Source organism: Demequina sp. NBRC 110057 (genome assembly GCF_002090175.1).
Lineage (GTDB): Bacteria > Actinomycetota > Actinomycetes > Actinomycetales > Demequinaceae > Demequina.
Window position 1 is genome coordinate 991,972 of the sequence record NZ_BBRN01000003.1, and the last position, 23,447, is coordinate 1,015,418.

General features: G+C 71.1%; 25 protein-coding genes. 7 read left to right on the forward strand and 18 right to left on the reverse strand.

What is annotated here, in order from left to right; translation table 11 throughout:
- From B7K26_RS04595 to B7K26_RS04615, 5 genes are all read right to left on the reverse strand, one after another.
- Nucleotides 1-486 carry a methylated-DNA--[protein]-cysteine S-methyltransferase gene (locus B7K26_RS04595; RefSeq protein WP_084077453.1) on the reverse strand — a complete coding sequence of 162 codons (486 nt, stop codon included), beginning with the start codon at nucleotides 484-486 and terminating at the stop codon, nucleotides 1-3.
- The gene (locus tag B7K26_RS04600; protein WP_084077454.1) at nucleotides 455-1,990 is read right to left on the reverse strand and encodes an AlkA N-terminal domain-containing protein; all 1,536 of its coding nucleotides are present in this window, start codon (nucleotides 1,988-1,990) and stop codon (nucleotides 455-457) included. Before B7K26_RS04600 ends, B7K26_RS04595 begins: the two co-directional genes overlap by 32 nt.
- A gap of 154 nt (nucleotides 1,991-2,144) precedes the next feature.
- A complete protein-coding gene (locus B7K26_RS04605; protein WP_084077455.1) occupies nucleotides 2,145-3,788 on the reverse strand; it encodes a carbohydrate-binding domain-containing protein in 1,644 nt (547 codons plus the stop codon).
- Nucleotides 3,789-3,801: 13 nt separating this feature from the next.
- Entirely contained in the window at nucleotides 3,802-4,611 is an 810-nt protein-coding gene (locus tag B7K26_RS04610; RefSeq protein ID WP_084077456.1) for a polyphosphate polymerase domain-containing protein, read from the reverse strand.
- On the reverse strand, nucleotides 4,608-5,237 hold the full coding sequence (locus B7K26_RS04615; RefSeq protein WP_084077597.1) for a DUF4956 domain-containing protein: 630 nt from the start codon (nucleotides 5,235-5,237) through the stop codon (nucleotides 4,608-4,610). The genes B7K26_RS04610 and B7K26_RS04615 overlap by 4 nt, the downstream gene beginning before the upstream one ends.
- Nucleotides 5,238-5,406: 169 nt before the next feature.
- On the opposite strand from B7K26_RS04615, the gene B7K26_RS04620 reads away from it, so the two are divergent.
- Nucleotides 5,407-6,090, forward strand: coding sequence for a response regulator transcription factor (locus B7K26_RS04620; RefSeq protein ID WP_084077457.1), 684 nt, complete (start codon nucleotides 5,407-5,409; stop codon nucleotides 6,088-6,090).
- Complete coding sequence (locus B7K26_RS04625; protein WP_084077458.1) at nucleotides 6,087-7,523, forward strand: cell wall metabolism sensor histidine kinase WalK; 1,437 nt, start codon at nucleotides 6,087-6,089, stop codon at nucleotides 7,521-7,523. The genes B7K26_RS04620 and B7K26_RS04625 overlap by 4 nt, the downstream gene beginning before the upstream one ends.
- Before the next feature lie 53 nt (nucleotides 7,524-7,576).
- Here B7K26_RS04625 and B7K26_RS04630 read toward each other — a convergent pair whose 3' ends face one another.
- The gene (locus B7K26_RS04630) at nucleotides 7,577-8,431 is read right to left on the reverse strand and encodes a MerR family transcriptional regulator (protein WP_159449605.1); all 855 of its coding nucleotides are present in this window, start codon (nucleotides 8,429-8,431) and stop codon (nucleotides 7,577-7,579) included.
- Between the two features lie 149 nt (nucleotides 8,432-8,580).
- Nucleotides 8,581-10,170, reverse strand: coding sequence for an ABC-F family ATP-binding cassette domain-containing protein (locus B7K26_RS04635; protein WP_084077460.1), 1,590 nt, complete (start codon nucleotides 10,168-10,170; stop codon nucleotides 8,581-8,583).
- Between the two features lie 226 nt (nucleotides 10,171-10,396).
- On the opposite strand from B7K26_RS04635, the gene B7K26_RS04640 reads away from it, so the two are divergent.
- Nucleotides 10,397-11,008, forward strand: coding sequence for a DUF6518 family protein (locus B7K26_RS04640; protein WP_084077461.1), 612 nt, complete (start codon nucleotides 10,397-10,399; stop codon nucleotides 11,006-11,008).
- Between the two features lie 7 nt (nucleotides 11,009-11,015).
- Here B7K26_RS04640 and B7K26_RS13165 read toward each other — a convergent pair whose 3' ends face one another.
- The 6 genes from B7K26_RS13165 to B7K26_RS04665 form a co-directional block, all read right to left on the reverse strand.
- Nucleotides 11,016-11,147 carry a hypothetical protein gene (locus B7K26_RS13165; RefSeq protein ID WP_255376046.1) on the reverse strand — a complete coding sequence of 44 codons (132 nt, stop codon included), beginning with the start codon at nucleotides 11,145-11,147 and terminating at the stop codon, nucleotides 11,016-11,018.
- The gene (locus B7K26_RS04645; protein WP_234998687.1) at nucleotides 11,147-11,443 is read right to left on the reverse strand and encodes a hypothetical protein; all 297 of its coding nucleotides are present in this window, start codon (nucleotides 11,441-11,443) and stop codon (nucleotides 11,147-11,149) included. The genes B7K26_RS13165 and B7K26_RS04645 overlap by 1 nt, the downstream gene beginning before the upstream one ends.
- Before the next feature lie 100 nt (nucleotides 11,444-11,543).
- Entirely contained in the window at nucleotides 11,544-11,762 is a 219-nt protein-coding gene (locus tag B7K26_RS04650; protein WP_143340493.1) for a DUF4287 domain-containing protein, read from the reverse strand.
- Between the two features lie 29 nt (nucleotides 11,763-11,791).
- On the reverse strand, nucleotides 11,792-12,769 hold the full coding sequence (locus B7K26_RS04655; RefSeq protein WP_084077463.1) for an SRPBCC family protein: 978 nt from the start codon (nucleotides 12,767-12,769) through the stop codon (nucleotides 11,792-11,794).
- A gap of 20 nt (nucleotides 12,770-12,789) precedes the next feature.
- Entirely contained in the window at nucleotides 12,790-13,140 is a 351-nt protein-coding gene (locus B7K26_RS04660; protein WP_084077464.1) for a helix-turn-helix transcriptional regulator, read from the reverse strand.
- A gap of 45 nt (nucleotides 13,141-13,185) precedes the next feature.
- A complete protein-coding gene (locus B7K26_RS04665) occupies nucleotides 13,186-13,692 on the reverse strand; it encodes an SRPBCC domain-containing protein (protein WP_159449606.1) in 507 nt (168 codons plus the stop codon).
- A gap of 70 nt (nucleotides 13,693-13,762) precedes the next feature.
- Between B7K26_RS04665 and B7K26_RS04670 the strand changes: the two genes are divergently transcribed.
- Nucleotides 13,763-15,649 (forward strand): sodium:proton antiporter, encoded by a 1,887-nt coding sequence (locus B7K26_RS04670; RefSeq protein WP_159449607.1) that lies wholly within the window; start codon nucleotides 13,763-13,765, stop codon nucleotides 15,647-15,649.
- Between the two features lie 5 nt (nucleotides 15,650-15,654).
- On the opposite strand, the gene B7K26_RS04675 is transcribed toward B7K26_RS04670, so the two are convergent.
- Both B7K26_RS04675 and B7K26_RS04680 read right to left on the reverse strand, forming a co-directional pair.
- Complete coding sequence (locus B7K26_RS04675; protein WP_084077466.1) at nucleotides 15,655-16,287, reverse strand: DsbA family protein; 633 nt, start codon at nucleotides 16,285-16,287, stop codon at nucleotides 15,655-15,657.
- Nucleotides 16,288-16,334: 47 nt separating this feature from the next.
- The gene (locus B7K26_RS04680; protein ID WP_084077467.1) at nucleotides 16,335-18,332 is read right to left on the reverse strand and encodes a GMC oxidoreductase; all 1,998 of its coding nucleotides are present in this window, start codon (nucleotides 18,330-18,332) and stop codon (nucleotides 16,335-16,337) included.
- Between the two features lie 128 nt (nucleotides 18,333-18,460).
- Between B7K26_RS04680 and B7K26_RS04685 the strand changes: the two genes are divergently transcribed.
- Nucleotides 18,461-18,784, forward strand: coding sequence for a DUF4333 domain-containing protein (locus B7K26_RS04685; RefSeq protein WP_084077468.1), 324 nt, complete (start codon nucleotides 18,461-18,463; stop codon nucleotides 18,782-18,784).
- Here B7K26_RS04685 and B7K26_RS04690 read toward each other — a convergent pair.
- Both B7K26_RS04690 and B7K26_RS04695 read right to left on the reverse strand, forming a co-directional pair.
- Nucleotides 18,748-19,230, reverse strand: coding sequence for a hypothetical protein (locus tag B7K26_RS04690; RefSeq protein WP_084077469.1), 483 nt, complete (start codon nucleotides 19,228-19,230; stop codon nucleotides 18,748-18,750). The genes B7K26_RS04685 and B7K26_RS04690 overlap by 37 nt on opposite strands.
- 107 nt (nucleotides 19,231-19,337) lie before the next feature.
- Nucleotides 19,338-20,984 carry an MDR family MFS transporter gene (locus B7K26_RS04695; protein WP_084077470.1) on the reverse strand — a complete coding sequence of 549 codons (1,647 nt, stop codon included), beginning with the start codon at nucleotides 20,982-20,984 and terminating at the stop codon, nucleotides 19,338-19,340.
- 135 nt (nucleotides 20,985-21,119) lie between these two features.
- Here B7K26_RS04695 and B7K26_RS04700 point away from each other — a divergent pair, with 135 nt between their 5' ends.
- Nucleotides 21,120-21,587: a MarR family winged helix-turn-helix transcriptional regulator gene (locus B7K26_RS04700; RefSeq protein ID WP_084077471.1), complete on the forward strand. Its 468-nt coding sequence runs from the start codon at nucleotides 21,120-21,122 to the stop codon at nucleotides 21,585-21,587.
- A 68-nt stretch (nucleotides 21,588-21,655) separates the two neighbouring features.
- Nucleotides 21,656-22,984, forward strand: a complete 1,329-nt coding sequence (locus B7K26_RS04705) for an MFS transporter (RefSeq protein ID WP_084077472.1) — start codon at nucleotides 21,656-21,658, stop codon at nucleotides 22,982-22,984.
- Here B7K26_RS04705 and B7K26_RS04710 read toward each other — a convergent pair.
- Complete coding sequence (locus B7K26_RS04710; RefSeq protein WP_084077473.1) at nucleotides 22,981-23,247, reverse strand: DUF6458 family protein; 267 nt, start codon at nucleotides 23,245-23,247, stop codon at nucleotides 22,981-22,983. The two genes, B7K26_RS04705 and B7K26_RS04710, sit on opposite strands and share 4 nt — an antisense overlap.
- Between the last annotated feature and the right edge of the window lie 200 nt (nucleotides 23,248-23,447).

Genomic DNA, 23,447 nt, shown 5'->3' on the forward strand with positions numbered 1-23,447 from the left:
TTAGCTGTCGCCGGCCTCGCGGGCCAGCAGGGACCGCTTCACGTCGACGCCCCACGCGAACCCCGTGAGGGAGCCCGATGCCCCGGTCACCCGGTGGCAGGGCACGAACAGGGCGACGGGGTTCGCCCCGCACGCGGCGCCTACCGCTCGGCTCGCGCCGGGCGAGCCGAGCGCCTGCGCGACGGCCCCGTAGGTGCGCACCTCGCCCGCGGGGATCGCGCGCAGCGCCTCCCAGACGCGCTCCCTGAACGCGGTGCCGGGCGCCGCTACCGGCACCCTGGCCACGCGCGAGGCGTCACCCGCGTAGTAGGCCGCCACGGCATCGGCCGCGCGCACGGTGCCGGGCGTGCCGGGGCCGCCCGCGAGGCGCGAGCGGGCGGCGAGCGCGGCGGGGTCATCGGTCCAGCCGGCCGCGACGACGGCGCCGTCGTCCTCGATCACGACGAAGGGTCCGTCAGGGGTGGCGAGGGTGTCGTGCGTGCGCATCGGGCTGTCCTTTCTCGGGTGACGCCGCGCGCCACAGGTGCATCATCAGGTAACTGCGCCACGGCGCCAGGCCGGCGGTCGCGGCCACGAGCTCGCGGGGGGCATCGGGCAGCCCCAGCGACCGCGCGCCGGCCCGCACCGCCACGTCTCCGGTCAGCAGGACGTCGCTCGCCCCCAGGGCGCGCAGCGCGACATAGCCGGCGGTCCACGGGCCGATGCCGGGAAGCGACTGGAGGTCGGCCGTCGCCTCGGCGACGGCTCGGCCGGGGTCGAGCACCACCGCGCCCTCCGCGAGCGCCGTCGCGGCAGCGGCGAGGGCCGCCCGCCTGGCACGCGGGCCACCGATGGCGGCCTCGGCACCCTCGGCGAGCGCGGCGGGATCGGGAAAGAGCCGGGTGACCCGCTCGGTCGCGATCGCGGGCGGCAGCGGTGTCCCGAGGGCGTCCACCAGCCGGGACACCGCGGTCCGCGCCGCCGCCACCGTGACCTGCTGGCCCAGGATGGCGCGCGCGACCATTTCCGCGGGGTCGACCGAGCCGGGGATCCTGATCCCCGGGGTGGCCTCCACCGCGCCCGCGACGCGGGGGTGCGCGGCAAGGGCGGCGTCGATGGCCTCGGGGTCGGCGTCGAGGTCGAGCAGCCTGCGCACGGTGGCGAGCGCCTCGGGCAGGTCGGACAGGTCCGTCAGGCGCGCTGTCATCACGACGTCGCGGCCGCCGGGTTCCAGGGTCACGACGGCGGGGCCGTGTGCGAGCCTCATGCCGCGCGAGTAGCGCGCGTGGTCGGCGTCCTCGACGCCGGGGATGGCGCGCCTGCCCAGCCAGGCGATCAGACCCGCCCCGTCGAAGGGCGCACGCACCGGGAGGCGCAGCGTGAGGTGCCCGGCCACGACGGCATCGGGCCCGGGGGCGTCGGCGGCAGCGGGACGCTCCGTCGCACGGGCGCGCCGCCTCACCTCGGACGGCGTCATGCCGAAGACCTCGCGGACGGTGTCGTTGAACTGCCTGAGCGAGGCGAAGCCGGCGGCATGCGCCACATCGGCGACGGGGAGTGCGGTGGACACCAGGAGCTGCCTGGCGGTCTGCGCGCGCTGGGCACGGGCGAGCGCGAGAGGGCCGGCGCCGAGCTCGTCGTGGAGGATGCGACCCAGTTGCCGCGACGAATAGCCGAGCCTCGCCGACAGGCCCGTCACGCCCTCGCGGTCCACGACGCCGTCCGCGATGAGGCGCATGGCCCGCGCGGCGGCGTCCTGGCGGAGATTCCAGGCCGGGCTGCCGGGGGTGGCCTCGGGCAGGCACCGCCGGCACGCGCGGTAGCCCGCCTGATGCGCGGCGGCGGCCGTCACGTAGAACGTGCAGTTCTCAGGCTTGGGAGTCCGCGCCGGGCACGAGGGCCTGCAGTAGATGCCCGTCGAGCGCACCGCGGTGAAGAACTGGCCGTCGAAGCGCGCGTCCCTGCCGTGCACCGCCGCGTAGCGGGCGGCGAAGTCGGTGGGGGCGTCCATGGGACCAGCATGACGCCTCCCGCGGGTACTCGCTGGCGGTTTTCGGACACCGCCGTGCGGGCATGACGACGCCGCCACCGGACGGAGGGGGAGGGTCGGTGGCGGCGTCGCGGGCGGGGGCGGGCTCTGCCCCCAGGTGCCGAGGCGGGCGGGCTTAGCTCGCCTCGATGGTGCCGGCGGACTCGCCGCCGGACAGGGTGCCGTCAGTGATCAGGCCGAACGTGTCCGTCCCGGACACGTCGCCGCCGAAGGTGACGGTGTAGGTGTCGCCCGAGACCAGATCGGGGGACGACAGGACGAGGGTCTGGGTGTCCTTCGCGGGATCGATCGACGCGACGACGGTGCCGTCAGCGTCGGTCACGGTGATAGCGGTGCCGCTGCTCACGGTGTCCCCGAGGGAGATGCCGATGACGGCCTGAGATCCCTCATCGGGCTCCTGGGCCATTCCCGAGGCTCCCGTCGCGACGAACGTGCCGCCGTCGATCTCGAAGGTTCCCGCGTAGTCCACCGCGCCGTTGCCGGCGTTCGTGGGGCCGGCCACGACGACGGTGCCTCCCGCCATGAGGACGGAGCCGTTGGAGTCGAGGCCGTCGCCGCCAGCGTTGATGAACCAGGTGCCGCCGTTGATCTCGAGGTACGCGTCGGTCGCCTCCTCGCCGGGCATGCCGCCGCCCATGCCGCCACCCTCGCCGCCGGAGGAGCCGGAGCCGTCGGAAGCGTTGAGGCCGTCGTCCGTCGACACGACCTGGCCGGTGCCGCCGTCGAGGTACATAAGGCCTCCCTCGAGACCCTCGTTGGAGGTGCTGACGTTGATGGTGCCGTCGGTGATGCGCAGGATGCCGTCGGCGTGCACGGCGTCGTCTCCGGCGGAGATGGAGATGTCGCCCCCGGAGATGGTCAGCTGGTTGGAGGCGTCCATCGCGTCCTCCTCGGAGGTGAGGGTGAGCGTGCCATCGGCGATCCACAGGCGTCCCACCAGGGTGTCGGGGTCGTCGGAGTCGGCGTCGTTGTCGGACTTGAGCGCGTCGCCGCCGGAGTCGACGGCGACGTCGCCGTCCCGAATGACGAGGTGGTCCTTGCCACGGATGCCGTCGTCGGCTGCGGTCACGGTGAGGGTCCCCGAGTCGACGACGAGCGAGTCCTTCGACGTGATGCCATCCGCGGCCACGCCCGTGACAGCAAGCGAGCCGCCGCCGGTGATCCACAGGTCGGAGGTCGCGTAGATGGCGGCGTTGGCCGCGTCCTCGTCGTCGGACTCGGTGGCGTTGGCGGCGTCGGAGACCGCATTGGTGGTGCCGTCCGCGAGGTCGAGCACCACCCAGTCCGCGTCCACGACCTCGATGCCGGCGACATCGGCCGCCGTGATGTCGACACCGTCGAGCACCAGGGTGACGTCGGCCTTGTCGGCGTCCACCACGACCTGGCCGGCGGACAGCGTTCCGCTCAGCACGTACGTACCGGACTCGGTGATCGTGACGGTGTCGCCCTCCACGCCCGCACCCGAGCCGTCGACGCTCGAGGCACCGTCGGCCAGCGTGATCGTGGTGGCATCGGACGTGTCGGCGTCGAGGTCGGCCTCCTCGATGCCGAGGTCATCGATGGACGTCGCCTCGGTGATCGCGGTGACGTCGATCTGCGCCTCGTCGGTCGAGGTCGACTCCGCGGTGGTGTCGGTCGACTCCGTGGTCTGGTCGGCGGTGCCGGTGGCGTCCGCGTCGCCCTCGGTCACCGAGCAGCCGGTGAGGAGGAGCGCGCCGAGGCCGAGGCCGGCGAGGGCGTTCGCGGTGGAGCTTCGCATGGCGAGGCCTTTCTTACGCGCCGGCGAGTGCCGGCTGCACGGGGGTCACGTGGCCGCGCAGCGTGCGCGACCAGCGATTGGACGGAAGGGTGGGCTCGAGCGCGGCCAAGGAGGTGCAGTACTTCGACACCTTCTGCGGGCGCGCGCCGTGACGCCACAGGGCGCGGTCCACGTCACCCGCGCGCGACGGGGACTTGGTCTCGACGATGAGCGTCTGCGCGAACCCCACCGACGCTCCGTGCGGGCCGGTGCCGGTGACGCGATCGTCCACGGTGACCCGTGCATCGGCCGTCAGCAGTGTGGAGCGCTCGTACGCGGTGGTGAGCGTCGCGCCCAGGCGGGGAAGCGCGTCGGCCACGTCGGGAAAGGTAGCGACAAAGCGTCGTCCGGCCGCCGGCAGGAGCGCGCGCGGGGCGGGGTCGATGACCTCCGTCTCGGGCAGCCACAGGCGGTGCTTCACAGTGTCGCCGGCACGGGAGCGCAGCTTGACCTCGACCGCGGCTCCGCCGGTGTCGACGTAGCGGCGCGTGCGGACCTTGAAGCGGCGCGGGCGGCGGTGGGCGGCGGCCCGGTACGAGTCGAGCTCGGGGGTGTCGTAGTAGACGGACGAGTAGCGGAAACGACGCAGGCCATCCATCTCGAGGATGCGGGGCGCCGCGTCGAGGTCGGCGAGCACCGCTGCCCAGGTGTCGCGAGACACGAGGTACTTGCGGTCGACGCGGTGCTGGAGCGACGCCGCCTCGTCGAGTTCGGCAAGGCCCACGGGGGCGAGGTCGGCGGCGATTCCGTCCCAGTCGGGGGCGTCCCCGGTGGGGGCGCTCATCGTGGGGCTCCCACCGTGACGGGAGTGGGGGTGTGGGCGGCGGCCTCGGTGAAGGACACCCCCGCGGCGCGGGGCGTGGCGTCCGAGTCGATGGCGTACCGCACGTCGCACAACGTGGTCTGCTGCACGAGGTCGGTCTTGACCAGGCGGACGCGGTGGACGGTCGCACCGAGCAGCTCCTCGAGCTCCTCGCGGGCCTCGGACTCGGAGGTCATCGCGCGGTCCAGCATGATCTGCTGCGTGCGGTACCTGCCCAGGATCCTTGGCGAGTCGCCCAGCGTCATCATCACCAACATGACGACCATCAACGACAGGCCGACGCCCGCATGGATGCCGGGGAAGCCTCCCAGGAGGCCCAGCGCGATCGCGGTGAAGTAGTACGCGATCTCCTCGTGTCCCATCTCCGTGGAACGGAGGCGGATGATCGACAGCACCGCGAAGATGCCGAGGCCGAACCCGAGCGACACATCCGCCGTCGCCATGGCATAGGTCACGCCCATCACGCCCACGTTGATGGCGAGGAAAGCGACGATCATGTCGCGGCGGCGGTGGCGGGGGAAGTACAGGCCGAACACCAGCGTGCAGATAGCGACGAGGTCGGCGGCGATGAGGAGGAAGACGGACACGGGATTCACCTCGGGGTCGGGTCGGGGCTCCGGGGAGCGATTGATGAATTCCATTGGACCGGCCGAACCTCAGAACGGGCTGGGAACGGCGGCACAGGCGCCTGGGACGTGGCCTCGCGCCTGCGCGGGCTCCCAGCGTTCTCCCAGGCACGGGTGCTTGACTGGGGTCATGGCTGAACGACGCATCCTCGTGGTGGACGACGAGGAAAACCTCCGCACCATGCTGGTCGCCGCCCTACGCTACGAGGGCTACGACGTGCTCCAGGCCGCCGACGGCGCCGAGGGGCTGAAGGCCGTGCGCGAGCACCGCCCCGACCTCGTGGTGCTCGACGTGATGATGCCCCACGTCGACGGCTTCCAGATGTGCCGACGCATGCGCGAGTCGGGCGACAGGACGCCGGTCATCTTCCTCACGGCGCGGGACTCGTCGACCGACAAGGTCGAGGGCCTCACCATCGGCGGCGACGACTACCTGGACAAGCCGTTCAACCTCGACGAGCTGGTCGCGCGCGTCGAGGCAGTCTCTCGCCGCGTGGAGCACGCGCCGAGCGCCTCGTCGACGTACACGGTTGCCGACCTGGTGCTCGACGACATCTCCCACCGCGTCACCCGCGCCGGCGAGGATATTCAGCTCTCCCCCACCGAGTACCGCCTGCTGCAGCACCTCATGCGCAATGTGGGCCGCGTCCTGTCGCGCGGCCAACTGCTCGAGGCCGTGTGGGGCTACTCGCCGGACGACGACCCCTCCGTGGTCGAGACCTACATCGGCTACGTGCGCCGCAAGGTCGACGCATCCGACCCGAAGCTCATCCACACGATCCGCGGCGCCGGGTACACGCTGAGGGCGCCGTGATCGGTCGCCGCACCCTGTCGCTGCGCGAGCGTCTCATCGCGGGACTCGCGTTGGTCGGGATCGTCGCGGTTGCCGTGGCGGTGATCGTCACGTTGACCACCCGATCCTTCTTGGTCTCGCAGCTCGACGACCGCCTGGATTCCTACGCGGGGCCGGGCGCCATGGATCAGCAGATCCGCCCCTTGTTTGAGGACGAGACGGACGACGAGCGCCTCTCCGAGGCCCTGCGCGGCTACATCGACGCCGACGGCAATTTCATCATCGTCAACTCCCCCAACGTCGAGGGCGCCACCGACGCGATCCCGGCGATCACCTTCGCCGACCTTGGCGAGGACACCACCCACTTCACCGTGGCCTCGTCCGACGGCTCGATGGATTTCCGCGTGCTTGCGCGGCCCTTCGGCAACGGCTGGGACATCACTGCCCTGCCCATGGACGACGTCGAGTCGGCGACCGGACGCCTCGTCCTGATCGAGGCCATCGGCATCGCGCTCATGGTTGCCGGACTTGCCGTGGCGGCCTGGTGGGTCAACCGCCTGGGAATCGCGCCGATGCGGCGCATGGTGGCGGCCTCGTCGCGGGTGGCCGAAGGCGACCTCGACGTGCGACTGGAGACGGGCGCCGGCTCTACCGAGACCGATGAGTTAGCCCACTCACTTAACACGATGATCGGCACACTCACGGCCTCCCTTGCCGAGCGCGAGCGGTCGGAGGCGAGGCTGCGCGAGTTCGTCGCCGATGCCTCCCACGAGCTCCGTACCCCGCTCACCACCGTGCTGGGCTACGCCGAGCTCCACCGCCGCGGCGCACTCGCCGGCGACGACGCCCAGGACGACGCCTGGGGTCGCACCGAGGCCGAGGCGGCTCGTATGCGCCGCCTCGTCGAGGACATGCTGACGCTCGCGAAGTACGACGCCGAGCCGCACATCGATATGCGTCACACCTCGCTCGGCACGGTCGCGACGGAGATCGTGGCGAATGCGACGGTCGCCTATCCCGGCACCGAGTTCACCTTCGCGGGCGGGGACGCGACGGTCCCGGCCGACGCCGACAGGCTACGTCAGGCGCTGCTAAACGTAGTCGCGAACGCCGCCGTGCACGGCGGGCCGCACGTGACGGTCACGGTGCTCGCCGGCCCCTCGGACGCCCGCGTCCAGGTGCACGACGACGGCCCGGGAATGTCGCCCGAGGTCGCGGCACGCGCCACCGAGCGGTTTGTGCGCGGCGATAGCTCGCGGCAACGGGCCACCGGAGGCGCGGGGCTAGGACTGGCGATCACGGCGGCCATCGTCGACGCGCATGGCGGCACCCTCGACGTCGCCTCCGCGCCGGGAGAGGGCACCACGATCACGATCTCCCTGCCCCTGACAAGCGCCGCGTCGCCCGCGGGCGGCCCGTTTGCCCCGCCCTCCCCGCCTTCCCCCTCAAGCTAGGCACCTCAGTACTCGGCCGACGCCTCAGGGGTGTGTTGTAGGAAGGTGAGTCCTCATCGGCCGCCGTCACTCGCCACGTAGGGGAACGCCACCGACGCGACCACGTCGTCCATCGCGGCCTGGATGACATCGGCCACGTAAACCTCGCGCGACGCCATCGTGGGGTGCGGCGTCCCGTGCTGAGTGACCCACATCGCGACGGCGTCGTAGGCGGCGAGGATGTCGGGGAACTCGAGGCCGGTGCGGGTCACGTCGGTGTAGGCCTCCTCGTGCTCCTCCTCGACCTTGAGCGCGATCCCTCCCTCGGGCTCGGCGGGGCCGTCGATGACGATGCAGACCTCGACGTATGCGCTGTGGTCGGGGGTGACGGGCCCGTGAAAGACCACGTAGGTGGGCCACTCGGGCGTCGTGGTGAGGTCGCGGAGGCCCGGGTTTCGCTCGGCCCAGCCGAAGAGTTCATGGAATCCGGACATGATGAACTGCTCCAGTTCCGGCTGGAAGAGTTCCTTGCCGATGACCGCGAGCTTGCGTCGCGGCACGGTGCGGGTGTCGATCTTCATGGGTGGTTGCCCCTCTCTGCGCAGGCGCGCGGTGACATAGCGGCCGATGCCGCGGCGGCCGGAGTGGCGACGCTCCTCGCGCACCCACCATTCCTGGTAGATCACGAGGCCGTCCTCCGGGGAGGCGTCGAGAATCCGCGCCACCACCGCGAGCGGCACGTCCATGCGCCGCAGGTCGCCGATGAGTGTCGCCCGGGCGATCTGGTCCGGCGAGTACCGCCGGTAGCTCGTGACCGGGTCAACATGAGCGGGCGCCAGAAGGCCGTGCTCGTCGTAGTGCCGCAGCGCCTTGATGGACAGGCGCGTCAGCTCCGCGAAGTCGCCGATGCCGTACAGGCTTCCGTTCATGCTCGCCATGCTGGGGCCTCCCCCTGGAGGAGGGTCAAGCCCTCGGCAACATCTTGCCTCCTCGACTCTCCTGGTGTCCCAAAATGCGGCACCTACGGGCTCTTCGAGGCGCAAATGCGGCCATTCGCGCCGCGAAGGGAGCACGGCCCCTACAGCGCCGTGTCCTCCATCCCCTCGCGCGAGACCTCCCAGCGCCTCGTCACGCCGAGGTGGCCCACAAACCCGTCGTCGTGGCTGACGACGATGAGCGCCCCGCGGTAGCCCGCGAGCGCCTCGATGAGGTGCGAGCGGGACGCGAAGTCGAGGTTGTTGGTGGGCTCATCGAGCAGCAGCAGCTGCGGCGCCGGCCGCGCGAGCAGGACGGCCGCGAGCGCGGCCCGCAGCCGCTCACCTCCGGAGAGCTGCGACGCCTGCGCGTCCCCGGCCGCGCCGCGGAACAGGAACCGCGCGAGCGCCTCGCGCACCTCGTGAGGGCTCGCGCCGGGGGCGCGACGCCGCACGTTCTCCACGACGGACAGCGACGGGTCCAGCACGTCGAGCCGCTGCGGTAGGTACCCGACCGGCACCCTCACGTCGACGGCGCCGCCGCGCGGCCCCACCTCCCCCAACAGGGTCCTCAGCAGCGTGGTCTTCCCCGCGCCATTGCGGCCCGCGAGCACGATGCGCTCGGGCCCCTGGACGCGCGCACTCACCTCGGCACCGGTCGGCAGGCGGCACTCGTCGAGCAGTAGGACATCACGCCTGGCGGGCACCTCGGTGCCAGGGAGCTCGACCTTGATCTCACGGTCGCGATCCGCCGCGTCCTCGGCGCGCTGGAGGCGCTCCTTGGCATCGGCCAGCCGGTCCTCGTGAATGCCCGTGACGCGCGCCAGCGTGGCCTGGGCCTGACGCTTCTTCGCGCTCGCGAGGATCTTGGGCATGTTCTCGGCCTTCGCCGCACCCACCCTGGCCCGCCTCGCGGCACCCTCGACGTAGGTGCGCAGCTCGCGGTGTTGGCGGCTCGCATCGGCCTTCGCCGACCGCACCTCCTGCTCCGCGGCGGCGCGTTCGACGGCCAGCGCCTCCTCGTAGGCCTCGATGGCGCCGCCAAACCACCGCAGCGAGCGCCGCCGCAGTTCGCCGATCGCCTCCACGCGCGACAGCACACGCCTATCGTGGGAGACGACGAGCGTCGCCCCGCGTCGCGCCACGAGCGCGTCGATGACCTGCGCCGTCGCCTCGGAGTCGAGGTTGTTGGTGGGCTCATCGAGCAGCAACACGTCGGGCCTGCCGTGAAGGGCGGCCGCGAGCGCGAGGCGCGTGATCTCGCCGCCCGACAGTTCGCCGACCACCCGGTCGAGGGTGTCCGGCGGCAGCCCGAGCGACGCGAGGGTCGCCGCGGCGCGCTCCTCGGCGTCCCAGTCGTCGCCGATCACGTCAAAGTGCGCGGGGTCCACGTCGCCCGACTCGACCGCGCGGATGGCGGCGCGCACCCGGTCGAGGCCCATGACGGCATCGGCCGCCTGGGAGGGGTCGAGCGCCACGTCCTGAGGGACGTACGCGAGGCGAGGCGGGCGCTGGATGGCGCCCGCATCGGGAGCCAGCGAGCCCGCGAGGAGGCGCAGCAGCGTGGACTTGCCCACGCCGTTGGTGCCCACGAGGGCGGACAGGCCGGAGTCGACCGCGCCGGTGACGTCCTCGAGGACGCGGGTGCCGTCGGGCCAGGAAAAGGAAAGGTGGGAAAAGGACAGGGAAGACATAGGTTCTCGCAATGCGTCTGGTGGCGGGCGTGCGCGTGGCCAGACATGGCGTCTGGCGAACCTAGATCTTCAACGGGGTGTCCTTTGGTCGGGGATGCGACGTCGCTCAGGGTACGCGGCACACGGCCGATGCGGCAAGGCGGCCCGCACCGGCGGCACCGCGACCAGGGTCGTGTTCAGGGTCATCCCCGATGCCGTGGCACCGACGGCCCCGTAGCGTGAACGGGTGCCCCGACCGCCCGTCCTTGCCGCTCCCGCCCGCGCGGCGCTCGCGCTCGCCGCCGCGTGCCTCGCCGGTGTCGCCATGTCGTTTGGGCAGACGTACACGCCTGGCGCGCTGGCTCCGTTCTTCAACTCGGCGACCCCCGTGGTCGCGCTGTCGGGAGCGGTCGCGCTCGCCGGACGAGGGTGGGCGTCGCACGTCGCGCTCGGCGCCCTCGCGGGTCCCCTCGCGATGGCGGGCTACTACGCGACCGCGACGCTGCGGGGGTTTGCCGCGAGCCCCTCATGGGTGGTGCTGTGGTGCGTCGCGGGCCTCGTGGCCGGCAGCGCGATGGGAGCGGCGGCGTGGGCGCTACGGGGTCATGGGCCGTGGCCGATGCGCGGGCTCGCCGCCGCCGTCTTTCCCGCGGTGGCGCTCGGGGAGGCCCTCCACGGGCTCGTCCGCATCTCCACTTCGACGCCGGTCGCCTACTGGTGGACCCAGGCACTGGTGGGCGTCGCGGTCCTCGCGTGGCTCGCCGGGACGCGCCTGCGGGGGGCACGGGAGCGGGCCGTCGCGGTCTTCGCCACCGCCGTCCTGGCTCCCGCGCTGTTCCTGATCTACGGGGCGGTGTAGCGCGCCCTCACCACGGCATGGGGACGTCGGTGATGCGGAGGGCGTCGTCGGGGTGGTGCGGCAGGGGGCCGCCGTCGCCGCGGATGCACAGCCACCGCAGCGGCTCGGGCGACTCGGGCACGCAGCGCCAGGTCCTCATTACGCCCTGTCCCACGCGGATGGTGGTGCCGGCGGCGACGTCGACCACGTCATCGTCCAGCCCCATCTGCCCCTTGCCGGCGAGGAAGAGATGAGCTCCTCGTCGGACGAGTGCGCGTGCCAGTAGCCCGCCTCCTCCCCCGGCACCAGCGCATTCGCCGTCACTCCAACGAACTGCATGGGGAGCTCGTTGTCCAGGACACGGCGCCCGTCGCGCATGGTGTTCTCGGCGAAGCCGCCGTGAAAGTCGCGCCATTCGTCGACGCCGCCGATCTCGATCCGCTGGTAGTCGCTCATGCGCCGAGTCTGGCACCTCGCCACTGGCCCTGGAAGGAGGTTGGTGCCGGAAACGGGCCTCCGACCAGCACCAACCTCCTTCCAGCCGCGCGCAGCAGGCCTACGCCAGCTTCTTTTTCACGTAGGCGACGACGGCGTTCGCGTGGCCGTGCCCCATGCCGTGCTCGTCCTTCAGCACGGACACGACCTCCATGTGAGCCTTGCCGTCCTGCAAACCGGCGGCCGCAAGGTCGAGCCACTCCTGCATCGGCCTGCCGTACGTCTTCTCGATCGACGGGAAGTACGAGACGGGGCCCGCGAGCTTCTGGCCAGGCTCCAGGACGGGGGCGGGCACCGGGTGTGCCGCGGTCACGACAGCACCTCGGCCTCGAGCCTCGCGTAGGAGGCCTCCATGCCGTCCACCATGCCGGTGCCGATGATCATGTCGCGCAGCTCGGCGTTGGCGTAGATGATGACGAGGGTCAGCAGCGTGCCGTCCTCGTGGGGGGTGAGCGTGAGCTCGTTGATGTTGGGCTCCCCCGGCACGCCGATCATCGACTCGGTCGTGACCTCACGGAACGGGGAGTCGGACTCCAGCAGCTCGCCCGTGAAGCCGAACGGCTCGCCCGGGGTGCCCTCGTTGGGCGCCCACTCCTGGCGGAAGGTGTCGCCCACCTCGAGCGCGGGCTCGGCGACGGTCATGGTCCAGCCGTCGGGCCCCAGTAGCCAGCGCTTCATGAGCTCGGGCTCGTGATGGGCCTGCCACACCTGCTCCACGGAGCCCCGGATTACGCGCGAGACGCGGATCTGCGTGTCCGACAGGATCTGCAAGTCCGCGCCCTGACCGGCCGCGAACGACGTGAGGTCCGCGAGCACCTCGTCGATCTGGCCCATGGCGGACGTCATGCCCTCCTCCATGCCCATGCCGAGCAGCTTCTCGAGCTCCTCAGCCGAGTTGAAGTGGGTGGTGGTGACCAGGCGCGAGCCGCCGTCGGTCTCCTCGAACTGGAAGGTCATGCGCATGCTGGGCATGTCGGCGTTCTCCTCGCCGTCCTCGGTGGCGAAGCCGTCGCGCACCTCGAACGAGTGGCCGGGGTCCACGGCGAGGAACTCCCAGAAGCCGCCCGAGTGCTCGCCGTCCGGTCCGCTCATGTAGTAACTAGAGCGGCCGCCGGGGAACACATCGTGCCTGGTGAAGGTGGCAGGCCAGCCCACCGGGCCCCAGAACTTTTCGATCTGGCGTGGGTCGGTGTAGGCCTCCCACAGGCGCTGGCGGGTGGCGGTGAAGTCGGCGATCACGGTCATCGTGAGGGCCTCGGGGTCCTTGAGCACTTCGGTGATGGGCATGGTGGTGCCTCTCTGCGCGGTTACTTCTGCGGGGGTTCGTCGAGCAGGGCGTCCAGGCGGCCGATGCGGTCGCGCCAGATCTGCTCGTAGGCGTCCAGCAGGCGCTGGGCGCGACGGATGGCGTCGGGGTTGCCGCGAACGATGCGCTCACGGCCGTGGGGCCGCTTGGTCACCAGACCGGCTCCCTCCAGGACGGCGACGTGCTTCTGCACGGCCGCGAACGACATGTCGTACGCGCCGGCGAGGTCCGAGACCGATGCCTCGGTCGCCAGGGTGCGGCGGACGATGTCGCGGCGCGTGGCGTCGGCGAGGGCCCGGAAGATCCGGTCCACCTCGTCGTCGGTCAGCTCGGCTGACGTATTTACAACCATGTGGTTGTACGTTACTCGCGGTGCAAGGGTTCGTCAACAGATGCGTTAGCCCTCGCCGCCGGAGTAGAGGCGCTGCAATTCCTCGAAATGGGCGTCCTGGGGCACCTGCGCCGGCATGGTTCCCGCCAGGTACTGCGCGAGCCGGTCCAGGTGCCAGTGCCAGCCGGCCGCGTAGTCAGGGTGGTGAGGGTCGGGCCCCAGGTGGTCGAACGTCAGCGCGGTGCTCTCGCCCTCGGCATCGAGCATGATCACCACGTGCCAGCGACCCTCGGGCGCATCCCAGGCGTACTCGAGCAACTGCAGCTCGTCCCAGGCAAGCACGTCGCCGCGCATGGTGCCGTACTCCCCCAGGTCCGACGTCACCGTGCCTCCCGCGCGCGGCTCGAAGTCGAGAGGGAACGCCCACGCGCCGGTGCCCTCGAGCGTCGTCACGGCGTCCCACACGGCGCGCAGGTCCGCGGCGAGCGTGCGCTCGAACCGCAGCACGTCCATCCCGTCCTGATGAATGACCCGTCCCTGGTCGGCGGGGTCGAGTGTGGCGTCCTCGTCCATGACGCCAGTGTGCCGGGCGTCACGTGGCGGCGCACGGCGAGAGGGCACCCCCGGCCCTAGGCTCACCCCCATGACCATCGCGTCGACGCTCGTCGTCATCCTCGCGGCCGGGCTCGCCGCGCAGCTCCTCGCTGCGCGCCTGCGCATCCCCGCCATCGTCGTCCTCATTGCGACGGGCCTCATCCTCGGGCCCATCTCCGGCATCGTGACGGTGCCCGCGGGCTCCGAGGAGGTCTCGGCGCTCATCGGCCTGGGCGTCGCGGTGGTGCTATTCGAGGGGGCGATGGATCTGCGGTTCGGGGAGATCGAGCGCGTGGGCAAGGGGATCCGCCGCCTCACGCTCATCGGCCCGCCCGTCGCGATGATCCTCGGCGCCCTCGCCGCGCACTACGTGGGCGGCCTCGAGTGGCCCGTCGCCTGGGTGCTGGGCGCCCTGCTGGTCGTCACCGGCCCCACCGTCATCATCCCGCTGTTGCGCCAGGCGAACCTCAACAAGGAGTCGTCCTCGCTGCTGAAGTGGGAGGGGATCATCAACGACCCCATCGGCGTCCTGCTCGCGATGCTGACCCTGCAGTACATCCTCATCACCGACGCCGGGGTCGACGGCGACCTCGAGTTCATCTCGCGCGGCCTCGGCATCGCCTCGGTGATCACCACCCTGGTGGGTGCCATCGTCGTGGCCGTCGTGCTCGGCGCCGGCCTGGGGTACGCGATCGGCATCGTCTTCCGGCGCGGCTGGGTCCCCGCGCACCTCAAGTCGCCCCTGCTGCTTGTCGCGGTGCTGGTCATCTCGAGCCTCGCTGACGTGGTGGTCGACGAGTCCGGCCTGCTCGCCGTGACGCTCATGGGCATCGTGCTGGGCAACATGAACCTCGCCGAACGCGAGCAGCTGCTGGACTTCAAGGAGGGCCTGTCGGTCGTCATCCTGTCCGCGCTGTTCATCATCATCCCCGCGCAGCTGGACATCGATCAGCTGCTGGAGATCAACTGGCGCATCATCGGCTTCGTCGCCGTCCTCATGTTCGTGGTGCGGCCGCTCACTGTCGCGCTCGTCACCATCGGCTCCCCCATCCGCAAGACCGACCGCATCCTCATGGGGTGGATCGCGCCGCGCGGCATCGTCGCCGCCGCGACCGCCGGTGTCTTCGGCCCCGAGCTCATCGAGGCGGGCTACGAGGACGGCGCGGTGTTCCTACCCACCGTCTTCCTCGTCATCATCGTCACCGTGCTCGCGCACGGCTTCTCCCTGGGGTGGCTGTCGCGCCGCCTCGGGCTCTCGGCCGGCGCCAAGAACGGCCTGCTGATCGTGGGCGCCTCGCCGTTCGCGCAGTCGCTCGCCGGGACCCTTCAGCGACTCAAGGTGTCCGTCCTCGTGGCCGACGGCACCTACCAGCGCCTCCAGCGCCTGCGCATGGCCGGCGTTCCCACCTACTTTGGGGAGATCCTCTCCGAGCACGCCGAGCGCACCCTGGAGACGGCGAACCTGTCCTACCTGCTGTGCGCCTCGGACAACGACTACTACAACGCGCTCGTGTCACGCTCGGAGGGCACCGAGTTCGGCTACCACCGCACGTTCCAGATCGCGACGCACTCGGAGAGCACCAACGAGCAGCGCCGCCTCACGTTCCAGCGCCGCGGCTCCATCGCCTTCGACGGCCGCTTCGACTGGTTCGCCCTGGACGAGCGGGTCGCCGCGGGGTGGTCGATCCACACCACCAAGCTTACCGAGGACTTCGGGTGGGACGCGTGGCGCGCACGCCAGGACGAGCGCGGCGTCGAATGGATGCTCGTGGGCGCCGTGGACCACGAGGGCCTGTTCCGCCTGTACTCGCACGACCAGGACTTCATCCCGGCCGCGGGTGCCACCGTCCTGTACTTCGCGCCCGATCACTCCAAGCGCGACCGCGCCGCTGAGCGCGCGAGCCACACGGAGGCGGTGCCCCTCGTCGAGGGGTGAGGCCCTTAGCCCTCGCGCACCCGCGCGATGACCTGGGCGTACTGGTCGGTCTCCACCATGCCGGGGATGCCGAATCGCTCGCCCACCACGGTGAACGGCACGCCGGTGGCGCCCATGGCGGCGGCCTGGTGGTGCTCGCCCGTGACCACCTCGGCGTGCTCGTCCGAGGCGAGGACTGCCTCGCCTCGTGCGCGGTCGAGGCCCGCCTCGACCGCGGCGTCGAGCAGTGCGGCGTGGTCGGTGATGTCGAGCGTGCCGCCGAAGTGGCCGCGCTGGATCGCCTCGCGCACGTCGAGCGCGAGGTCGGCCGATGCGGTGGCGGCCTCGGCCACCAGGCGGTGCGCCGGCATGGTGTCGCCGATAATGCGGTCGTTCGTGAAGGGCAGGCCCTCGGCGACGGCCAGGTCGACGATCCGCTGCTGGCCGGCCTCGACCTGCTCGATGGTCCCGCCGAACTTCTCCGCGAGGTACTCGAGCGCGGGGCGGCGCTCGCCGCCCTCGGGGTTCAGCTGGAACGCGCGCGGCACGATGGTGACTCCCGCGTCGGCCGCCTTACGCAGTCGCGCCTCGCCGATGTAGCAGAAGGGGCAGACGATGTCCGCCCACACGTCGATCGTCACCTGGGTGTCAGAGCTCATACCGACGCAACTTACATGTTGCTTCAACAATTCCCGGCATCGGCCTGCTAGAACGCGGAGGCATCCCCGTCGTCGAGTCGGTCCATGACGCGATACGCGTTGGCGATCGTGGTGAGCATCGGGTCGACGCCGCCGGTGGAGACGTGCGAGGACGGGTCGACCACCCTGACATTGCCGTGGCCCCACACGCGTCCGAGCGGGTCGACCACGGACGTGCCGGGGTCGGAGCCCATGCGGGCGGTGCCGGCCTGGCGGCGCTCGGCCCCCGCACCCTTACGCCGCGCGACTTCGGTGGCACCCGAGGCGAGCAGCCACTCCTCGGCGCGGTCGGCGAGCATCGAGCACAGGCGCTCGTCCTCGGCGTGTGAGTCGCGACGCACCCGCACGGCGGGCACACCCCACGCGTCGGTGGTCGCCCAGTCCAGGGTGACCCGCGCATCGGCCCGCGGCATGGCGTGGCCCACTCCCGCGACGCGCTGCATGCGCGGCATGAGCCGCGCGAGGGTGGGCATCACCTCGTTGCCCGCCATCGGCACCATTCCCGCACCCTGGAGGACCGCGAGCGCCGATGCCGGGGTCGGGATGTATTCGTTGGCAAGCACCGCTCCCCCGACGTAGCCGTCGTTGTCGTGGCGGAAGTCGAGGGTGGCGATCGCCGGGCCCGGGCCCAGCCCGTCGTTGATGGCGTCCTCGAAGATGCCGAGCATCTCGGCGCCCGGCCTTCCCTGGAGGTGGCGGCCCACCTGGTCGTGGCCGTTGCCAAGCCCGTCGGGTTCCTGCGCGGTCCGCGTGGACAGCATGAGGCGGGCTGTCTCGACGGCGCCGGCCGCGAGCACCACGTCGTCGGCCTCGATGCTCCGTTCCCACGGTCCGTCGGCGTCGACGCCGCGCACCAGGGCACCAACGATGCGGCCGTCGGCATCCGCGGAGAGCTCCACGACGCGGGCGTCGAGCACGATGCTCAGGCGTGAGGTGCGAGCCGCGCGCCACAGCACGGTGTTCTGGCTTCCGGCCTTCGCCCCGACGGGGCATGAGAAGCCGATGCACTGCGCGCACCTGACGCACGCGGGCCGCCCGCGGTACGGCTCGGAGTTCACCAGCAGCGGCACGGGCTGGGTGGCCCAGCCGAGCCTCTCCGCCCCGGACCTCAGCACGCCGGAGGGGCGGGTCCGCGGCTGCGGCGGCAGGGGGAAGGGACCCGAGCGGCGACCCTCGTGCGCGCCGCCGCCGGGGGCGCCAGAGACACCCCACTCGAACTCGGCGTGGGCGTAATACGGCTCGAGGTCCTCATACGTCACGGGCCAGTCGGCGAGGGACGAACCCTCGGGGACGCCGTAGGTCGAGGCGAGCGCGAAGTCCTGCGGCGCGTAGCGCCACGCCTGGGCGCCCGAGACGCGGGTGCCGCCACCGAGGCCGAAGGCGCCGATGCTCCACCGGGCGGAGGTCGGATCCACCGCCCAGGTCTCGTGGTCCGTGTGGGGGTTGGCCATGATCGGCAGCCCAGCCAGGGCGCCGAGCCCGGCATCGGCCCGCGCGGAGCGCAGGTGGTCGCTCGCGAGCTCGGGCGTGGGAGGCATGCCGCCGCGCTCGATGACGAGCACGGTCCGGCCCGCCTGGGTGAGCTCCTGGGCGGCGACCCCGCCGCCGGCACCCGATCCCACCACGATCGCGTCGTAGCGCGGCATCACCCCGCGGCGGTCGACGACGCACGCGGTGACCTCCTCGGGCAGATCCGAGCCCACGGGCATCGGCTCCACGGAGGGGCGCCACCCGAGCGACGTCCAGGATCCCGGCATGGCGACGCCGATCTGCCCGACGAGCGAGGCGAACCAGTGGGCCTCGGGGTCATCCAGGCGGGCGCGCAGCTGCGCGGGCTCCATGCGGGCGGCGAGGGAGTCGATCCGGGGCGCCCATTCGGGGTGGTCGTAGGCGATCACGCTGCGAAGTTCGGTGACGATGTCGGCGGCGCAGGCGCGCGACCAGACGCTGTCTGGCAGCACCGCCCCCACCCAGCCGGCGAGGGCATCGTCGTCGACCCCGGTCATGCGGCCAAGCCTAGGGCCGCCAGGTGACACCGATGTTTCACCTCCTCGCGGCCACGGAGGTGTCCCCTTAGGGTGTGGGCAGCGGCGCCCCTCGCGCCGGCGCACACGGACCACTCCGAGGAGAAGCCATGCCCCGCACCCTGCCGCTCGCCGCGGTCGCGACCGTCGCCCTTGCCCTCACCGGCTGCACCGCGAGCGCCAACTTCACGGTCGACCCCGACGAGTTCGCCGCCGACGTCGCGACGACCCTGCAGGAGCAGGTGGGCGCCTCGGTGGCGCCGACGATCGACTGCGGCGACGAGTCCATCGACATCGTCGAAGACGAGCAGGTGATCTGCGCACTGAGTGTCGAGGGTGACGAGGCCGTCTACGACACGACCGCGACGATCACGGCCGTGGACGGGGCGGACTACTCCTACGACGCGGAGGTCTCCGACACCCCGAGGTCCTGACCGGCGAGGCGGCGGTGCGCCAGGCCCAGCGCCAGAGCCACGAGTCCCGCCACGGCGAGGATGCCGGCGCCCGCGGCGCCGATCGAGCCGACGCCGGAAGCGAGCGCCACCGCGAGCACGAGCCCCATGAGCGCGTAGATGAGCGGCTCCTTTGCTGCCGCGACGGCCAACAGCGGCAGCGCGAGGTACTCGGCGCCGCTATTGGCGTTCAGCATGACGAGCCATAGGACGGCAAGGAGCCCCCACCAGATGAGGTGGGACGAGGTGCCGAAGGCGAGCCCGCCGGCGGCGAAGACCGCGGCAAAGAGGACCACGCCGAGGATGGTGCTGAGCGGTGCCCCTCCGGCCTGGCCCCATGCCTCGACGATCGCGACCACGCCGGCGGCGAGGAGGGCGACGGCGAGGAGCACGCGCAGGGACAGGGCAACGGCGGGGCGGGGCTGCATGCCCACGATTCTCGCAAATCGTGCGCCATGCGCATGACACCCCTGGCCCGTGACCGCCCGGCGTCTCTCGACGTGCGGACGGCCACGGGCCACAGCAGGATGGCGCGTCAGCGCCTCTCGTGCGCGTCGGCTCCGACGGGGATCGCGTTGCCTGCGTCATCGGGGTCGACCATGACGAGCAGCTCGCCTTCGGCGAGCGCCTCGTCGGCCACCTGGTGCTCAACGCGGGTGGACAGCACCTTCTCCTTCACGAAGTACGTGGCCACGGCCGCGAAGATCGCCACGGGGACGAGCCACAGCAGGATGGGCAGGAGCGCCTCGTTGTAGGACTCGAGGATCGGGATGCGAAGCCCGTCGGGCAACTGCGCCACGGCTGCGGGCGTCAGCGCGTGAGTGTCGACCGCGGCGCCGCCGCCATCGGCCTGCGCGAGGTGCACGGTCAGCCGGTCCGCGAGGTGCGTCGCGAAGACGGTTCCCACCACCGCGGAACCCACCGTTGCACCCACCTGCTTGAAGTAGTTGAAGCCCGCCGTCGCGGTGCCCACGATCGTCGCGGGGAAGGCGTCTTGGACGATGAGCACCAGGATCTGCTGGCCCAGGCCGATGCCGATGCCGAAGATGGCGATGTAGGTGCACAGCAGCCAGGTGGGGCTGTCGATGGACAGCGTCGAGGTGAGGAACAGGCCCGCGGCCATGATGATGGATCCGACCAGGGGGTAGATCTTGTAGCGTCCCGTGCGGGACACCAGCTGGCCGGAGATGATCGATGCGGCGAGCAACCCACCCATCATGGGCACCATCAGCATGCCGGCCTCGGTCGCGTCGACGCCGGTGACCATCTGGATGTACGTGGGCATGTAACTGACCACGCCGAACATCGCGATGCCAATAAAGAGGCCCGCCAGCGTGGCCATGGTGAAGTTGCGGTTCTTGAAAAGGTCGAGCGGCAACACCGGCTGCGCGGCACGGCGCTCGACGCCGATGAAGGCGCCCGCGAGCGCCACCGCGAGCGCGATGAGCCCGAGGATCTGCCAGCTGCCCCACGCGTACTCGCCGCCGCCCCACGTGCACACCAGCACGGTGGCGATCGTGGCCCCGGCAATCAGGGCCATGCCCAGGTAGTCGATGCGCGGCTTGCCCTCACGCTCCACCTTCGGCAGGCGCAGCAGCAGGACGGTCGCGAGCAGCGACAGGATGCCGAGCGGGATGTTCAGCCAGAACGCCCAGCGCCACCCCGGACCCTCGGTGAGCCAGCCGCCCACGAGCGGCCCGGCCACGGAGGACACGGCGAAGACGGCGCCCATGATGCCCATGTACTTGCCGCGGTCACGCGCGGGCACCACGTCGGCGATCGCGGACTGCGACAGGATCATCAGGCCGCCGCCGCCAAGACCCTGCAGCACGCGGGCGGCGACGAGCATGCCCATTCCCTGCGCGAGGCCTCCGACGATCGAGCCCGCGATGAACAGCGAGATCGCCGCGAGCAGCACGGGCTTGCGCCCGAAGAGGTCGCTGATGCGCCCGTAGACGGGCATCATCACCGTGCTCGCGAGCACGTACCCGGTGATCACCCAGGTCATCTGGTCGACGCCCCCGAGCTCGCCGACGATGGTCGGTAGCGCGGTGGACAGGATGGTCTGGCTAATCGACGCCATCAGCATCGTCACCATCAACCCGCTAAACAGCAGGACGATCGTGGACTTCTCCGAGCGAGGCGGAGCTGCGGCCGCTCCCCGCTGGTCCGTGGTGGTCATGGTGCGCCTCTCTCATCGGTCGCGGAGCCGCAAGCTCCGGGGACATGACACTTGAATTCCAATTCGAACTCAATGCCCCCACCGTAACACGCGAGTTCGAATTCGAATTCCATCCCCGGTCGATAGGCTGACGCCATGGATGCAGAGCTCACCGGCGAGGAGCGCGCCGCCTACACCGCGGTCGTGAAGTCCGCCGCACTGCTGCGTCGAGCCGTCGAGCACTCCCTGACGGACCACGGCGACATCTCCCGCGTGCAGTTCGAGATCCTGAACCAGCTCCATGGCGCTCCCGAGGGGCTGCGGATGCACGCCCTCGCCGATCGCATCGTCCATTCGCGCAGCGGCCTCACCTACCAGGTGGCTCAGCTGGAGAAGGCCGGCCTGGTTACCCGCGAGTCCAGCGCCGGGAACGAGCGCGCCATCGTCGCGCGCTGCACGCCCGCGGGCCGTGCCCTGCGTGATGCTGTCTACACCGAGCACTTCTCGCGCGTGCGGGAGCACTTTTTCGGCGTCCTCGAGCCCGGGGAGCTCGAGGCCATCACCACGGCGCTGACCAAGGTCATCGACAGCCTCGAGCGCGAGACGGGCGCCCTCGACGCCTGACCGGCCGCGGACCCCGCCGGGCGCGGGCGTAGGGTGAGAGGCATGCCCCGGATCCGCATCGGGCTCGCATGAGCCGCACGTTCGCGTCGCTGGGCTACTTCAACTACCGCCTCTGGTTCGCCGGGGCCCTCGTGTCCAACGTGGGCACCTGGATGCAGCGCGTCGCCCAGGACTGGCTGGTCCTCACGGTGCTGTCACAGGACTCGGGCATCGCGGTGGGCACCGTCACCGCGCTGCAGTTCCTACCGTTCCTGCTGCTGGGCCCGTTCGCCGGCGTGCTCGTCGACCGGGTCGACCAACGCAAGCTGCTGATCGCGACCCAGGTGGCCGCGGGCGCACTCGGGGTGGGGCTCGGAGCCATCGTGCTTGCCGGGCACGCCGAGTTGTGGCACGTCTACGTATTCGCATTTGGGCTCGGCGTCGTGTCCGCCGTCGACGTCCCCGCGCGCCAGACCTTCGTCGCGGCGCTGGTCCCGGCGGAGGGGCTTCCCAACGCGGTCGGGCTCAACAGCGCATCCTTCAACGCCGCCCGGCTCATCGGGCCCGCCGTCGCCGGCCTCACGGTGGCGTGGATCGGCATCGGCTGGGTGTTCATCGTGAACGGCCTGACCTTCGCCGCGACGGTGGTGGCGCTCGTGGTCATGCGTCGCAGCGAGTTGGTCGCGGTGGAGCGCGCCCCGCGGGAGAAGGGCCAGGTGCGCCAGGGGCTGGGCTACGTGCGCCGCCGCAGCGACATCATCATGGTGATGGTGGTGGTCTCGGTGGTCGCGGCCCTGGGACTGAACTTCCAGATGACCAGCGCGCTCATGGCGCGCATTGAGTTTGGGCGCGGCCCCGAGGACTACGGACTCATGGGCTCGGTGCTCGCCATCGGGTCGCTCGGAGGAGCGCTGCTCGCGGCGCGGCGCGAGCGGCCACGGCTCCGGCTGGTGCTGGGCGCGGCCCTGCTGTTCGGGCTCTCGAGCGCCGTCATGGCGTCGATGCCGACGTACCACCTGTACATGGCGGCCTCAATCGCCGTGGGGTTCTCGCAACTCACGATGCTGACGAGCGCGAACGCCTACGTTCAGACCACCACGGAGCCGTTCATGCGCGGCAGAGTGATGGCGCTGTACTCGATGCTGCTGATGGGCTCCACGCCCATCGGCGCCCCGATCATCGGCTGGGTGGGCGAGAATGTCGGCCCGCGCTGGTCGATCGGAGTGGGTTCCATCGCCGCGATCGCGGTGGCGATCGCCTGCACCATGTGGGCCGTCCAGCACTGGAACTTCGAGGTGACCTACCACCGGCATCGGCCCGTCCTGGAGTTCACCTACCCGAACCGGGTGAACTCCAGGGACGATGCCGTGCTGCGACTGCGCGCCCAGCAGATCGAGGACTCGTCCTCGCAGCCTTAGGCGCGGGGCGCGGTCCCCGCGTCACCCTCGGCGCGAGGGGTGTCGCGCACCTGGTGGTGGTCCACGTGCTCCTCGGTGACCTGCGTGTGAGTGGTGTTGCGGCGCTGCCCGCTCATGATCAGGGAGATGGCGATGCCGAGCGCTCCCGCCGCCATCAGGATCCAGCCGACCATCCCGAGGTCGATGGCGTCGACGGACTCGTTGAGCGCGAACGCGAGGATCGCGCCGACGGCGATGAGGAAGATTCCGGAACCAATGGCCATGTGCTTCTCCTGACGTGAGGGGCGCCGCTGCTCCTGAAGCGCATGTGCGCCGGGGACTGTCCCCTGGCGACGCCTGCACCGTCTCCAACGGCACGCGCGCCACGAAGTATTCCGCGGGAGGGACCGGGAGCCGCCTTGGCGCCGCTCGAGGCGGGCCTGGTCGCGTGCTCGCCGAGGGCCGCTACTATGGGTGACTGCAG

Excerpts from the sequence above, each read along its gene's own strand:
- B7K26_RS04620 (WP_084077457.1), top strand. The coding sequence starts at position 5,407 with ATGGCTGAACGACGCATCCTCGTGGTGGACGACGAGGAAAACCTCCGC.
- B7K26_RS04665 (WP_159449606.1), bottom strand. The coding sequence starts at position 13,692 with ATGGACGAGGACGCCACACTCGACCCCGCCGACCAGGGACGGGTCATT.
- B7K26_RS04630 (WP_159449605.1), bottom strand. The coding sequence starts at position 8,431 with ATGAACGGAAGCCTGTACGGCATCGGCGACTTCGCGGAGCTGACGCGC.
- B7K26_RS04695 (WP_084077470.1), bottom strand. The coding sequence starts at position 20,984 with ATGACCACCACGGACCAGCGGGGAGCGGCCGCAGCTCCGCCTCGCTCG.
- B7K26_RS04660 (WP_084077464.1), bottom strand. The coding sequence starts at position 13,140 with ATGGTTGTAAATACGTCAGCCGAGCTGACCGACGACGAGGTGGACCGG.
- B7K26_RS04675 (WP_084077466.1), bottom strand. The coding sequence starts at position 16,287 with ATGAGCTCTGACACCCAGGTGACGATCGACGTGTGGGCGGACATCGTC.
- B7K26_RS04685 (WP_084077468.1), top strand. The coding sequence starts at position 18,461 with ATGCCCCGCACCCTGCCGCTCGCCGCGGTCGCGACCGTCGCCCTTGCC.
- B7K26_RS04705 (WP_084077472.1), top strand. The coding sequence starts at position 21,656 with ATGAGCCGCACGTTCGCGTCGCTGGGCTACTTCAACTACCGCCTCTGG.
- B7K26_RS04600 (WP_084077454.1), bottom strand. The coding sequence starts at position 1,990 with ATGGACGCCCCCACCGACTTCGCCGCCCGCTACGCGGCGGTGCACGGC.
- B7K26_RS04710 (WP_084077473.1), bottom strand. The coding sequence starts at position 23,247 with ATGGCCATTGGTTCCGGAATCTTCCTCATCGCCGTCGGCGCGATCCTC.
- B7K26_RS04595 (WP_084077453.1), bottom strand. The coding sequence starts at position 486 with ATGCGCACGCACGACACCCTCGCCACCCCTGACGGACCCTTCGTCGTG.
- B7K26_RS04670 (WP_159449607.1), top strand. The coding sequence starts at position 13,763 with ATGACCATCGCGTCGACGCTCGTCGTCATCCTCGCGGCCGGGCTCGCC.
- B7K26_RS04645 (WP_234998687.1), bottom strand. The coding sequence starts at position 11,443 with ATGAGCGACTACCAGCGGATCGAGATCGGCGGCGTCGACGAATGGCGC.
- B7K26_RS13165 (WP_255376046.1), bottom strand. The coding sequence starts at position 11,147 with ATGAGGACCTGGCGCTGCGTGCCCGAGTCGCCCGAGCCGCTGCGGTGG.
- B7K26_RS04690 (WP_084077469.1), bottom strand. The coding sequence starts at position 19,230 with ATGCAGCCCCGCCCCGCCGTTGCCCTGTCCCTGCGCGTGCTCCTCGCC.
- B7K26_RS04610 (WP_084077456.1), bottom strand. The coding sequence starts at position 4,611 with ATGAGCGCCCCCACCGGGGACGCCCCCGACTGGGACGGAATCGCCGCC.
- B7K26_RS04680 (WP_084077467.1), bottom strand. The coding sequence starts at position 18,332 with ATGACCGGGGTCGACGACGATGCCCTCGCCGGCTGGGTGGGGGCGGTG.
- B7K26_RS04655 (WP_084077463.1), bottom strand. The coding sequence starts at position 12,769 with ATGCCCATCACCGAAGTGCTCAAGGACCCCGAGGCCCTCACGATGACC.
- B7K26_RS04635 (WP_084077460.1), bottom strand. The coding sequence starts at position 10,170 with ATGTCTTCCCTGTCCTTTTCCCACCTTTCCTTTTCCTGGCCCGACGGC.
- B7K26_RS04700 (WP_084077471.1), top strand. The coding sequence starts at position 21,120 with ATGGATGCAGAGCTCACCGGCGAGGAGCGCGCCGCCTACACCGCGGTC.
- B7K26_RS04605 (WP_084077455.1), bottom strand. The coding sequence starts at position 3,788 with ATGCGAAGCTCCACCGCGAACGCCCTCGCCGGCCTCGGCCTCGGCGCG.